Below are 12987 nucleotides of genomic sequence, written 5' to 3'. Positions count from 1 at the left end.
CAATTAGACATCATCCTTTTTATCTGGGAACCTTTCACAAAAATAATCTTTTACCCGCTGAGATTCAAACTTTATCTCCTCTATTATTTCCTTTATTAAGGATAAGGAATCGGAGGTAGCTGCATATTCTAATTGCTTAGATAATTGAGATAATTTTTCCGCACCAACGTTTGCACTGCTGGATTTTAACATATGCGCCAGCTTTCTAATATTTTCTGACGGTAAAATGGGTTCGTATAATTGGACCAGCGTCTCATCTAATGAAGTTAAAAACAAACGACTGACTTTGGCGATAAATAAATCCGCCTGTTCAGGATTAAGCGCACCTATTTTTTCCAATGCAAGAGGATTAACACAACCATTATATTGCTTACTATGAATGCTTGAATCATTTTCATTCTGCGAATGTTGTGCAGTAAATTCTGACTGTTTATTTTGACGTGGAATATGTAACCATGGTGTTAAGGCATCATAGAGCTGATCCGTCGAGAAAGGTTTACTCAAATAACCATTCATGCCTGCCTGTAAACATAACGCCATATCACCATCCATCGCATTAGCAGTTAAAGCGACAATAATATTGCCCTTGGGAATTGCACAGGCATCTTCCATTTTTCTTATTTGCCTTGTGGCCTCTAAACCATCCATATTTGGCATTTGCATATCCATTAAAATTAAATCATAAACCTTACCTTTAACCGCATCAACTGCCTCGACACCATCATTTGCAATATCAACCCGTAAACCGAAGGACTCAAGCATCATCAAAGCAACTTCCTGGTTAACGGGATTATCCTCTACCGTTAGAATACTATATGGATAATCAAAATACGTTCGAACGGTCACGTCATCTTCCACAATAGCATTAATACTCTCTTCCCTATGAAAAGTATTTGCCAAACATTGATACAGTTCTTTTTGCAATACCGGTTTATTTAAGAAAAAACGAATATTATTTTCTTCTAACAATTTATTTTCGAGATCAACGGAGCTCAGCATGATCATTTCAGGTTGCTGCCAAGAAACGGTTTCTCTTATTGTTTTAGCTAATGCAAGCCCGTCCATTTCAGGCATATGCATATCTAAAATAATTAAATCATAGGGATGTTTATCAGTCTCTGCTCGTGCTAATAATTGCAAAGCTTGCGCCCCACTATCTGCTAATGCGCAATAAATACCTTTCGCATCCAATTGTTCTTTAACAATTAATCGATTAGTCTGGTTATCATCAACGACAAGTAAACGTTTATCCTTAAGAATAGAGAGAGAAATAGGCTTAGATTGGCAACTATTTTGCAAAGGTTCCAGTTCAATAGTAAATGAAAAACAACTGCCTTTTGCCATTTCAGATTTAACATTTAAAATCCCGCCCATCATATCAACTAATTGCTGCGCAATTGGCAGGCCTAATCCGGTACCTCCATATTTACGAGTGATCGAACTATCAGCCTGAACAAAGGAACTAAAAATGTGCTTCAGTTGTTTTTCGGAAATACCAATCCCCGTATCTTCCACTTGAAATTGTAACTTTCCTTTTTCAAACTCAATCACCCGTAGCAGAACTTGTCCTTGTTCCGTAAATTTAATGGCATTACTAATAAGATTACTTAATACTTGTCTCAACCGGACAGGATCGCCATTGTAAACATTTGTAAAATCAGGTGGAATAGACAAGACCAATTCTATTTTTTTGTTATATGCAGATTCGCCATATAGCACCCCAAGCTCTTCAATTAACTCACGTAAATTAAAGTCAATTGATTCTAGCTCCATTTTCCCAGCCTCTATCTTCGAAAAATCTAAAATATCATTAATAATATCCAGTAAATTTTTCCCCGATTGATAAGCCGTCTCGGTAAATCGCTTTTGCCTTTTATTTAAGTCCGTCGTCAGTAATAACTCCGTCATCCCTAACACACCATTCATTGGGGTACGTATTTCATGACTCATGGTCGCTAAAAATTCACTTTTCGCTTTACTGGCTGCTTCTGCATTCTCCTTTGCTAAAATCAATTCTTGGGTTCGCTGTACGACCTTCTCTTCTAACGTATCTCGATGCTGTTGAAGTTCTTCATCACGAATTTGAACCCGCTCTAGCATCATGTTGAACCCATGCATTAAAGAACCAATTTCGTCATTGCGCTCACCGGGTATACGCAAATGATAATTTTTTTTCTCAGATACTTCTTCCATCACGCGTGTAATGTCTAATAACGGAGAGGAAATAATGCGTTGCATGCGAATAGCAAACAATAAGGCAAGTAAAGTACCTAATACAAAAATGAGTGGAGCAAATTCAAATTGGCTCCATAAACGTTCATTTAATAAACTATAATCATCAATTAATAATACTTGTCCTAATAATTTACCTTCAAAATTAATCGGTTCCAAATGGTAAAGCACCTCATCCATTTCTCTTTCTTGCAGCTGTTGAAGCCCCATATCAAGAAAAGATGGTGAAACACGTTTTGAAAATGCGGGTTTAATGTACTCAGCCAGTACCTGACTCTCTTTATCATAAATTCTTGCCAAGGCCACTTCTTGCTTTGCAGATAAACTATCCAAACTTTCTTTTGCTGCATCTTTATCATGAAAAAATAATGTTGCCGTATTCTGAGAAGCCATTAAACGCGCCAAAGCTTTCAATTCATTTTCTGAATCAAGGTGACTATAATAATTTTGCATAAAGCCAATCAAAATAATCAAAATAATGGTTACTAACACACCGGGAATTAACCCTATCGCAGTAAGTTGAGTACGTAATGAAAAATGTTTAATTTTGATCATAAAGCTACCTTATATCATCAACAAGAATGGCAAGCTTCAGTAACTTTGAACTGAATTTTAGCTGAGAATCAGCCAACTGTTTTTTAGAGACTTGAAATTGTAAACGCTGATCTGTTTCAACTAAATTAATAAGTCCACCAGTATCAAAAAAAGGACTGTTATCAGTTACGACTAAAACAGAATGCTGATCTATCAATGACAATAAATAACGATAACGGCGGCGCTCGTCAGTATCGATATAAAAAATATGACAGTTTTTATAGTCATCGTTACTTTGCACTTTAACAAGCTCAATACGATGGCCATTTATCTGTTTATCTTTTAATTGAATAAACTCCTCGCTAACCTGATCATCACCATAAAAACACAAATGGAAGGGATCAGAAGCATTAGACCATGTGGACTCAGGCCAATTTGTAAACTTTGCGATATTGTAGATATAAGCGACTTTCAACGCACTCATTTTAAGCTCATGAGCAAAGGCTGGCGTCATCGCGTATGCAAACATAAATACACATAACAAAAGGGGATAAAGTCGCTTAAGAAGTAATCTCATTTATAATGCAATCCTATCAACATTACCACTTTAACGTTCCATTAAGAAAGACACTGCGCTCAATTGCCGATGCAGCCCCCCATGATTCACTAATAAATTCCTGTTGTTCATTATGCAGTAAATTACGTCCAACTAAGGCTAATGATAATGATGGCGTGGCTTGCCAGCCAATACGTATGTCTCCTTGAAAATACCCTGAAATCTTCTCGTCTTCATATTGAAAGGAAGACCAAGAACGTGGCGCATTATAATAAAGACGTAGATCTAATTCGACAGTATCGGACAAGTCAAAACTTCCCCAAACAGATAATTGATGCTCAAGCGCCCTATCTTCAATTAAAGAAATAAGCGCGGGACTTGCTTCATTGTAAGCAGTATCAGTAATATCAATATGCAAGTAATTATAAACAAAGCGATAACGAGAATGTAAAGTGGCTTGCCAAGTCGCTAATAGCTCCCCCCCTACACTATATCCTTCCATATTGTTTTCGAGCTCAAGTGCTTGTATTAAATACCCAGAGTAATCCGTGTAATCAAAATGGCTACTATCTATTTCCCCTATAATTGAGCTACGCAGATCATCGTAATCATTATAAAAAGTGGCAAGATCAAATGACAAATTAGTATATGGCATCCAACGGATTCCTAACTCATAAGCATCTAATTGTTCTGATTTGAAATCTTTATTACCAAGGACTTGTGTTAACACTTGAACACCGGACTGGTCATCTACCCCAAGGGTAACAATACCGCCGACTTCCCCCAATGAAGGTGAACGATTGGCTCGAGATATTGCCCCCCATAACGTTAAATCATCGTGCGGCACCCAACTGATACGCAAATTAGGTTGAAAATCACTACCGCTGTAATCATTATGTTCAAGCTTAGCACCAAGCGTAACTGCAATATTTTGAGCGGGGAATAAAATAGAATCCTGAACAAATACATTCCAAATTTTACTGTTACTCGATACACTTTCCATGTCTAAATATTGTTTCGATGTAAAGTCATTATAATTTAATTTATAACCCGCTCCCCAGACGATGTCATGATCAGTAAATGGACTAAATTGATGTTGTAACTCTAGCGAAAAAGCATAATTATCATTACCGTATTTAATGCCATCGTAATCATAAAAAGTATAACTCGATGCTATATTTAATTCAGAATTAACCCCTGTTAACTTATTCCAACTGACATCAATATTACCGCCTTTTTCCTTAACATCGTTAGTGATAATCTGATTTGTGTATGAACTTTCTAAAACAGGTAAATTCTGCTGCTCTCCTGAATCTGTCCGATATAAATCACCTTTTAATGTAACACTTTGAGAATCATTGAGTTGACCATCCAAACGTAATCCAGTTTGTAAATAATCTCCCCCATTATCCTGGCTATCTCCGTCAGTATTGTTTGAGTCATCTAAATGCTTTGCTTTCGCATAAGCTCGAAGTTGAGCATTTTCAGAAAGACTTCCTCCTTGACGCATTCCCACACCTTGATATTCATTACCTACATCGACAGATATTGAACCACCAGGGTTTTCTCCCGCACTACGTGTAATAATATTAATAACACCATTGACGGCGTTGCTTCCCCATAGGGTAGCGCCCGGACCACGAATAACTTCGATGCGTTCAATATCAGACATTAAATAATCAAAATACTCCCAATAAACACCAGAAAAAGCAGGCGTGTAAACACTGCGTCCATCAATTAATACGAGTAATTTATTAGCAAATAATCCGGTAAACCCACGTATGCTGACCGACCATTTATTCGGGTCTATTTGGGCGACGTCAACACCTGGGACTAACCGCAGCACTTCTGGGATACTCGTTGCCCCAGTTCGACGGATCTCATCGGCAGTAACGACATAAACAGCAGCAGCAGCCTCGGATAATTTTTCATTCTTCTTGCTCACAGAGGTGATTTCCATTTGCATCAACTCATCAAAACCGATTTCAGTAAAATCCTGTTCCGCCGCATTAACAAAATTTAAAATAGGAAATAATAGAAAAATTCCAAATAAAAAAGGTTGTTTATTCATATTTACTTTTCCATAATAAAAATAATTAGATCGATTAATAAGTATCTATTAGCTAAATTATTTTGATACTCAAAAAGACTTGTGACGTAGGTGAATAGTCATTTATGCTTAACAAACATACAATGAAAAACAAAAACCAAAAAAAAGAATATAATTCACAAATAATTAGAATAAAAATAGCACAATAGAAAATCATATCTAGGTAAATTCAATAAATAGTAAATAAAAGCACAACGGGCATGATCTACCGCATAAATCATCTCATTTCCAATGAATCGCTCTCCAGTCATTCAATAAACATGGAATTCACATTATTGTTAGATCTTATTAAATGTTAGGTACCTATGAATAAAGAAAAATTTTTAAATCAGTACTTATTTAAAAATCTAAATTTAGATAATAAACTAGATAATATTAACAATACGCTCCACACCAAGCATAAAATCTTAAATAATGCTGCTGTATTAATACCTATCGTAAAACGTCAACGGGGTTTAACCATAATACTTACGGAACGGGCATTACACCTTCGCCATCATCCGGGACAAATTAGTTTCCCCGGTGGAAAATATGAACAACATGATAATAACTTAATGAATACGGCATTACGTGAAACGCAGGAAGAGATAGGTATTTTAGAAACAGAAATAACAATAATTGGAAAGCTGACTCCCATTACCACTAACAGTGGTTTCCTCGTCACTCCTTTTATTGCTTTTATCGAAGAAGAACACACCATTAAAATTGATGAGCAAGAAGTAAGACGGATTTTAGAAGTGCCCGTTAATTTTTTATTAGACGAGCACAACTTTTATCTACACACATTAATCGCCAATAAACATCGAAGAGTGACCTATTGTATCCCCTATAAAAACAACTTTATTTGGGGAGCAACAGCTCAAATACTCAAAAATTTACAGCTACAATTAATGTGTTAAGACATATTACTTTTTAACTAATAAACACCGTACCTTAATATCCTCAGGTTATCGCAATAGGCGTTGTCAGACATAATGTCGAATGCCAAAGTAAGGTGCAACATGAGATATTATGGTATATACCCGTTACCATTCAAGATGCAGAAATCAGCAAGACGAGAGGTGAGCAGATTCTAGGCATAAAGGTGAAGATCTAACGGGTTAAATTGAGACTTTATAACAACGAAGATGTTTGCCTCTCGTCTTGCCCTGCGGGTCACGAGCTCGTTTCTTATAAACCATGGCAATACTGCGTTATAACATTCGATAAGGACTAGCCATTAAAGATGTAAAGTCTTGTTTTTACATCTACCGATAGAGGATTAACGCAGTTAATCGCTCGAAAGGTCATCATGTCACGCCTTGCCTTGGTATCCGAGCTAGTGACTGATAAACGCATCTTGATTGGTAACGGGTATAAACATCCATTATTTATTGTCGCGTAATATTGTGCTGTAATCTCTTATTGATAAGCCTTGTGAATTAAATAGATGTAAATTACTCCCCTCTAGGAATAAGTTCATATCATCTCCCTTAACGACCTGATGATCCGCTGGAATATGAACAGTGAAATTAGCTTGGGATAAATAATGACCGAACAAATAAGTACTATTTCCTAAACGTTCGACATTATCTGCATGGAAATCTAGCATTAATAAACTCGATTCACTTTTGGTTAATTGTATATGTTCTGGTCGGATTCCCAATTTTAATTTCTCGCCCAATTGGCAATTAGATACGTTAGTTTGAATTGTAATTCGCTGTTGATCGGGTAATTCAATACTTAAATTCAGCCCATCAACCTTAACGACTTCTACCTCAATAAAATTCATTTTAGGCGAGCCAATAAACCCTGCGACAAATTCATTATCAGGTTTGTAATAAAGATCTAAGGGGGATCCCACTTGTTCAACCGCACCATCTCGAAGAATAACAATTCGATCAGCTAAGGTCATCGCTTCAACTTGATCATGGGTTACATAAACCATTGTATTACCAAGCTGAGAATGTAAACTGGCTATTTGAAGACGCATTTCAACACGCAGCTCAGCATCTAAATTTGATAAGGGTTCATCAAATAAGAAGACCTCGGGATCGCGCACAATTGCACGACCAATAGCAACGCGTTGACGTTGACCACCAGATAAATCCTTTGGTTTACGAGATAAAAATGGTCCTAATTGTAAAATATTACTCGCGTAATCAACCTGTTTTTTTATTTCACTCTTATCCACACCAACCATTTTCAAACCAAACCCCATATTTTCTTCAACGGTCATATGAGGGTAAAGCGCGTAGGATTGAAATACCATTGCAACGCCACGATCGGCAGGTTCAACATGACTGACATCGACATTACCAATGGAAATTTCCCCCGAAGTAATATCTTCAAGTCCGGCAATAAGACGCAATAATGTCGATTTACCACAACCAGAGGGGCCAACAAAAACAGTAAATTCACCGTCTTGAATTTCTAAATCCACACCATGAATTATCTCTATATCACCAAAACGTTTTACCACGTTATTCAAGGAAATTGCAGCCATTTTTGAGTCCTTGTACAAAGGTTAATGTTTAAAACAACAAATAAAATGCATAATCTCAATCGGGGATCATGACACCCTATTCTTATTTATTAATTCATATTATACCGCGCGATTTACTTTGCATTGTCTAAAGTAAATTTACCGATAAACAGAAACACTTAATTAGCAATACGCGCAAATAATATAACTGTATAGTCTTGCTTACCTTAAGTTGAGGTTACATCACGAATACCAATAAACAGCTTATCAATAGCGTGTGCCAATACCCTAAATACATATCAAAACACACATCGCTATCACGAAGATAAAATAGCAAGAAACCAATAGTGAAAACGTATTCAAATAGGATTCTTATCTAATAAGTTCATTTTCAGAACCCCTATAAAATCTTACTTATTTAACAAAACCATTTAAAAAAATAACTCAATAAAGAAATAATGTATACGTTTAACCTCACGTTATATGGCGGATTATATTTAAATTTTTAGTTATGAGCTTAAACTCTCATTTCTGTATTTTGCTACCCCATTTTTTTTGCGTAAAACATTTTCAGGCGTATTGTGACCACTATAAATTTTTGAAATGGTTACATAGAAATGCGTTTAAATATTGCATAAAACAATAATGTGCAATGGATATCTGGTAAAAAATACGGAGCAGATATGAATAATCAAAATACATCTACATTACGCGTTAATCGGCCGAACAATAAATCCAATGTTGTCCACCAACGAATACCTAAAGTATTTATTCCTTGGATATTTATGGCGCCTGCTTTAATTTTATTCAGCATTTACGTACTTTATCCAATCGTTGAAAGTTTTATACTCAGTTTTTATAGTTGGGATGGTCTAGGTGAAAAAATCTGGGTAGGTTTCGATAACTATATTCAATTATTCGATTCGGAAACATTTTGGACTGCACTGACCAATAATATTATTTGGATGGTTTTGTTTATGCTGGCTCCACCAATTGGGCTAGGCATCGCATTATTTTTAAATCAACAAGTTGCCGGTATCCGTCTAGTAAAAGCACTTTTCTTTTTCCCCTTTGTTATTTCACAGGTTGTTATTGGTCTGGTTTTTTCTTGGTTTTATGATCCTAATTTAGGACTATTAAATAGCATTCTTGATCTATTCGGCTTTCACACCATTGCGTTACTTTCGAGTGAAGAATATGTCACCTATGGGATTATCGCCGCTGGGCTATGGCCACAAATAGCCTATTGCATGATCCTGTATTTAACAGGTTTGAATAGCCTCAATCCCGAACAAATTGAAGCGGCTCGGTTAGATCGAGCAAAAGGGATAAAAATGCTGCGCTATATTATTCTTCCTCAGCTATCTCCTGCCACATTCATTGCCGTCGTGGTGACCGTCATTGGTGCCTTACGCTCTTTCGACTTAGTTGCAACAATGACCGCTGGCGGCCCATGGGGAAGTTCAACGGTACTGGCTTATATGATGTACGAAGAATCTATCTTTAATTATCGAATGGGTTACGGTGCAGCCGTTGCCGTGGTGTTATTTTTAATCATGGCCGTTTACATCACCTATTTCCTTATTCGCATGCTAAGGAGTGAACAATAATGTATCCAAAACCCATTGAACATTCATCAAAATTAACCAATATTCTTTATCGTGTATCTTTACCAATCACGATCCTATTATGGTTAATGCCACTGGCAGCGGTCATGATGACCTCAATCCGTTCTATCCAAGATATTAATCAAGGAAATTACTGGGGCTGGCCAACGAGCTTCAACTTTATTGATAACTACACCATGGTGTTTGAATCTACTGCGATGGGTCAATATCTCCTGAACTCAATGATCATTACTTTACCTGCCGTCATGGGGGCGGTTGCATTATCAACGCTAGCAGGCTTTGCATTGGCAAAATATCAATTTAAAGCCAACATATGGATGCTTGCTATTTTTATTGGCGGTAATTTCGTTCCTTTTCAAATACTCATGATCCCCGTCCGTGATTTAACCATTAACCTTGGTCTCTATGATACCCATATGGGATTGATTATGTTTCATGTCGCCTTTCAAACCGGATTTTGTACGCTCTTTATGCGTAATTTTATCGTTGGTTTACCCAATGAGTTATTAGAATCTGCCCGCGTTGATGGCGTGAGCGAATTTAAAATTTTCTGGTATATCGTGCTGCCTTTAGTGCGCCCTGCATTAGCAGCACTTGCCGTGCTTGTTTTTACCTTTATCTGGAATGATTATTTCTGGGCATTGGTATTAGTACAGAGTGACACAGTTCGCCCGGTGACGGCTGGACTTAGTTCACTTCAAGGCCAATGGCTTGCTTCGTGGAATTTAATTTCTGCTGGTGCTGTTGTTGCCGCACTTCCCCCCGTCGCATTATTTTTCGCTATGCAGCGTCATTTTATTGCGGGATTAACATTAGGTGCAACCAAAGGGTAATACCCCCTTACGAGGATACAATATGAAAAAACTACAGAAAATGCTTGCTGTCAGCGCAATGTCAGTCACGCTGTCGTCTATGTCATATGCAAGTGAGTTAATTATTAACTCCGATGCATCGGATCCGGCACCAAAGGCTGCCTTTGGTGAAATTGTAAAAGCATTTGAACAAGAGAATCCCGATATTAAAGTGACCTATAATCTTTATGATCATGAAGGTTATAAAACCACTATTCGTAACTGGTTGGTCACTTCACCACCAGATGTTGTGTTTTGGTACGCGGGTAACCGTATGAAAGCCTTTGTTGATCGTGGCTTATTTGAAGATGTATCTGATATTTGGGATAACAATAAGTTACATCAAGATTTTGCGAGTGCTGAACCTGCAATGACCATTGATGGAAAACAATGGGGTGTTCCCTATACTTATTATCAATGGGGTATTTATTATCGTAAAGATATCTTTGATAAGTTAGGCATTAAAGAACCGAAAACCTGGGATGAATATTTAGCGGCCTGTGCAACATTGCAAAAAAACAACGTTACCCCTGTAACCATAGGCACTAAATACCTATGGACAACTGCGGGTTGGTTTGATTATCTTGATCTACGTGTGAATGGATTAGCGTTCCACATGGATTTAATGGATGGCAAAGTCCCTTATACTGATTCACGGGTTAAGAAAGTCTTTGAAACATGGAAGCAAATGGTTGAACCCGGTTATTACTTAGAAAATCACGCAACCTATTCATGGCAAGAAGCACAACCGTTCTTATATCGCGGTGAAGCTGCAATGTACTTAATTGGTAACTTTATTGTACCTAATTTTCCACCTGAACTAGATGGGAAAATGGCCTTTATGCAGTTCCCAGTCATTAATCCTGAAGTGGGTATGTCAGAAGATGCACCAATGGATACTTTACATATTCCATCGAAAGCGAAAAACAAAGCTGATGCGCGTAAATTCTTAGCCTTTATGGCGCGTCCAGAAAATCAAACTGCAGTAAATAAAGCACTATTACAGATCCCACCAAATAATAAAGCACATGCTGTTGATAATGTGTTTTTAAATAAAGGCGTAGATATGCTTAATAATGCCGATGGTACCGCACAGTTCTTTGATCGTGATACCGATCCTGCAATGGCTAAAGAAGCAATGAAAGGTTTCCAAGAATTTATGGTCAAACCCGATCGACTCGACAGTATTCTTAGTCGCCTAGAAAAAGTACGCCAACGTACCTTTAAATAAGTAGTAAAACATGGCCTTAACTTGTTAGGGTCATGTTCTTAAGCTCTATTTTTTGGAAATAGTATTAATATCAATACATAAAACACGCATGTATTATATTGTTATTACTTAGCTTTTATTGTTGCCTAAAGTGAAGAGGAACAATAACCTTCGAGTACATCTAACATTTCCTGTTTTCTATGTTTAGAAGTAAAACTTCCATTAATACCATTCAAAACCAACTGTTTTGCCTGTGGTTTAGTCAAAGATAAAGCTTCCGCAATTGCAACAAAATTTTCAGTCATATAACCACCAAAATAAGCGGGATCATCGGAATTAACAGTAACGCAAATATCTCGGGATAGCATATCTAATATAGTATGTTCAGACATATCAGAAAAGACCTGTAATTTCGTATTCGAAAGTGGACAAACCGTTAAAGGTATCTGCTTATCAGCCAGGTCAACCATCAAATATTGATCATGGATTGCATTAACACCATGATCTACCCTTGACACCTTTAAATCATTTAATGCTGTCCGTATGTAAGCAGCAGGCCCTTCTTCTCCCGCATGGGCAACGGTTAATAATCCTAACTCGCGTGCTTTTGCAAACACACGACTAAATTTTTCAGGTGGGTGCCCTCGCTCGGAACTATCTAACCCTACGGCTTTAATTCGGTCAATATAAGGCCACGCTTGATCTAACGTGATAAAAGCATCTTCTTCACTCAAATGACGTAAAAAACACATAATTAATTCACTACTTATACCTAATTTATTTTTACCGTCATTCAACGCACGGGTAATGCCATTAATAATCGTTTCAAAATCAATACCGCGATCAGTGTGCGTTTGCGGATCAAAGAAGGGTTCAACATGCATTACATTTTGTTGTTGGCATTTTAATAAGTAAGCCCAGGTTAAATCGTAAAAATCTTGCTCCACGAGCAGCACATTAGCACTTTGATAATAAATATCTAAAAAATCTTGCAGATTATCAAACTGGTAAGCATTTCGTACTTGCTCAACGGTTTTAAAAGGAATGGTGACATGATTACGTTTAGCCAGATCAAACATCAGCTCAGGTTCTAAACTTCCCTCAAGATGAAGATGTAATTCAATTTTCGGTAATTGGTTTAACCAATCAAAATTTACCTCTGACATTTTCACTCCTATTAATTACAACCCCTGTTGTTGTAATTTTTCATCTTGTCGTTGTTTACTTTGTAATAATTGTGCTTCTATGCCTTTCGCTTTATCTAATGCATCAAGCTGTGCCTTAGGAATAATAACTTGCTGTGTTTGTTTCTCTTCTCCACAGGCAGAAAGAGTCCCAGCTAAAAATAATACGACCAGTAAATAGCACTTATTCATCTGTTTTTCCTATCAACATTATTAAA

General features: G+C 37.0%; 10 protein-coding genes. 4 read left to right on the top strand and 6 right to left on the bottom strand.

The window, feature by feature from the left end; translation table 11 throughout:
- Positions 1-3: 3 nt before the first annotated feature.
- From ACR30L_RS05405 to ACR30L_RS05395, 3 genes are all read right to left on the bottom strand, one after another.
- Positions 4-2787: a response regulator gene (locus ACR30L_RS05405; protein WP_435237014.1), complete on the bottom strand. Its 2784-nt coding sequence runs from the start codon at positions 2785-2787 to the stop codon at positions 4-6.
- A 4-nt stretch (positions 2788-2791) separates the two neighbouring features.
- Positions 2792-3295 carry a YfiR family protein gene (locus ACR30L_RS05400; RefSeq protein WP_435237013.1) on the bottom strand — a complete coding sequence of 168 codons (504 nt, stop codon included), beginning with the start codon at positions 3293-3295 and terminating at the stop codon, positions 2792-2794.
- Positions 3296-3365: 70 nt separating this feature from the next.
- A complete protein-coding gene (locus ACR30L_RS05395; protein WP_435237012.1) occupies positions 3366-5393 on the bottom strand; it encodes a TonB-dependent receptor plug domain-containing protein in 2028 nt (675 codons plus the stop codon).
- Between the two features lie 344 nt (positions 5394-5737).
- On the opposite strand from ACR30L_RS05395, the gene ACR30L_RS05390 reads away from it, so the two are divergent.
- A complete protein-coding gene (locus ACR30L_RS05390; protein WP_435237011.1) occupies positions 5738-6331 on the top strand; it encodes a CoA pyrophosphatase in 594 nt (197 codons plus the stop codon).
- A 467-nt stretch (positions 6332-6798) separates the two neighbouring features.
- Here the strand turns inward: ACR30L_RS05390 and ACR30L_RS05385 are convergent, their stop codons facing one another.
- The gene (locus ACR30L_RS05385) at positions 6799-7917 is read right to left on the bottom strand and encodes an ABC transporter ATP-binding protein (protein ID WP_435237010.1); all 1119 of its coding nucleotides are present in this window, start codon (positions 7915-7917) and stop codon (positions 6799-6801) included.
- Positions 7918-8579: 662 nt separating this feature from the next.
- Here ACR30L_RS05385 and ACR30L_RS05380 point away from each other — a divergent pair.
- The 3 genes from ACR30L_RS05380 to ACR30L_RS05370 are packed head-to-tail and all read left to right on the top strand — an operon-like array spanning position 8580 to position 11606.
- Positions 8580-9506, top strand: coding sequence for a carbohydrate ABC transporter permease (locus ACR30L_RS05380; RefSeq protein ID WP_435237009.1), 927 nt, complete (start codon positions 8580-8582; stop codon positions 9504-9506).
- The gene (locus ACR30L_RS05375) at positions 9506-10357 is read left to right on the top strand and encodes a carbohydrate ABC transporter permease (protein WP_435237008.1); all 852 of its coding nucleotides are present in this window, start codon (positions 9506-9508) and stop codon (positions 10355-10357) included. The genes ACR30L_RS05380 and ACR30L_RS05375 overlap by 1 nt, the downstream gene beginning before the upstream one ends.
- 22 nt (positions 10358-10379) lie before the next feature.
- On the top strand, positions 10380-11606 hold the full coding sequence (locus tag ACR30L_RS05370) for an ABC transporter substrate-binding protein (RefSeq protein ID WP_435237007.1): 1227 nt from the start codon (positions 10380-10382) through the stop codon (positions 11604-11606).
- Positions 11607-11731: 125 nt separating this feature from the next.
- Here the strand turns inward: ACR30L_RS05370 and ACR30L_RS05365 are convergent, their stop codons facing one another.
- Entirely contained in the window at positions 11732-12751 is a 1020-nt protein-coding gene (locus ACR30L_RS05365) for an adenosine deaminase (RefSeq protein WP_435237006.1), read from the bottom strand.
- Between the two features lie 15 nt (positions 12752-12766).
- Positions 12767-12961, bottom strand: a complete 195-nt coding sequence (locus ACR30L_RS05360; protein WP_435237005.1) for a hypothetical protein — start codon at positions 12959-12961, stop codon at positions 12767-12769.
- Positions 12962-12987: the final 26 nt, after the last annotated feature.

The organism is Psychromonas saccharinae, assembly GCF_051201515.1.
Classification (GTDB): Bacteria; Pseudomonadota; Gammaproteobacteria; order Enterobacterales; family Psychromonadaceae; genus Psychromonas.
Note: the sequence above shows the minus strand (reverse complement) of the source record. Positions and strands in the feature narration are given on the sequence as shown.

Excerpts from the sequence above, each read along its gene's own strand:
- ACR30L_RS05405 (WP_435237014.1), bottom strand. The coding sequence starts at position 2,787 with ATGATCAAAATTAAACATTTTTCATTACGTACTCAACTTACTGCGATA.
- ACR30L_RS05400 (WP_435237013.1), bottom strand. The coding sequence starts at position 3,295 with ATGTTTGCATACGCGATGACGCCAGCCTTTGCTCATGAGCTTAAAATG.
- ACR30L_RS05395 (WP_435237012.1), bottom strand. The coding sequence starts at position 5,393 with ATGAATAAACAACCTTTTTTATTTGGAATTTTTCTATTATTTCCTATT.
- ACR30L_RS05390 (WP_435237011.1), top strand. The coding sequence starts at position 5,738 with ATGAATAAAGAAAAATTTTTAAATCAGTACTTATTTAAAAATCTAAAT.
- ACR30L_RS05385 (WP_435237010.1), bottom strand. The coding sequence starts at position 7,917 with ATGGCTGCAATTTCCTTGAATAACGTGGTAAAACGTTTTGGTGATATA.
- ACR30L_RS05380 (WP_435237009.1), top strand. The coding sequence starts at position 8,580 with ATGAATAATCAAAATACATCTACATTACGCGTTAATCGGCCGAACAAT.
- ACR30L_RS05375 (WP_435237008.1), top strand. The coding sequence starts at position 9,506 with ATGTATCCAAAACCCATTGAACATTCATCAAAATTAACCAATATTCTT.
- ACR30L_RS05370 (WP_435237007.1), top strand. The coding sequence starts at position 10,380 with ATGAAAAAACTACAGAAAATGCTTGCTGTCAGCGCAATGTCAGTCACG.
- ACR30L_RS05365 (WP_435237006.1), bottom strand. The coding sequence starts at position 12,751 with ATGTCAGAGGTAAATTTTGATTGGTTAAACCAATTACCGAAAATTGAA.
- ACR30L_RS05360 (WP_435237005.1), bottom strand. The coding sequence starts at position 12,961 with ATGAATAAGTGCTATTTACTGGTCGTATTATTTTTAGCTGGGACTCTT.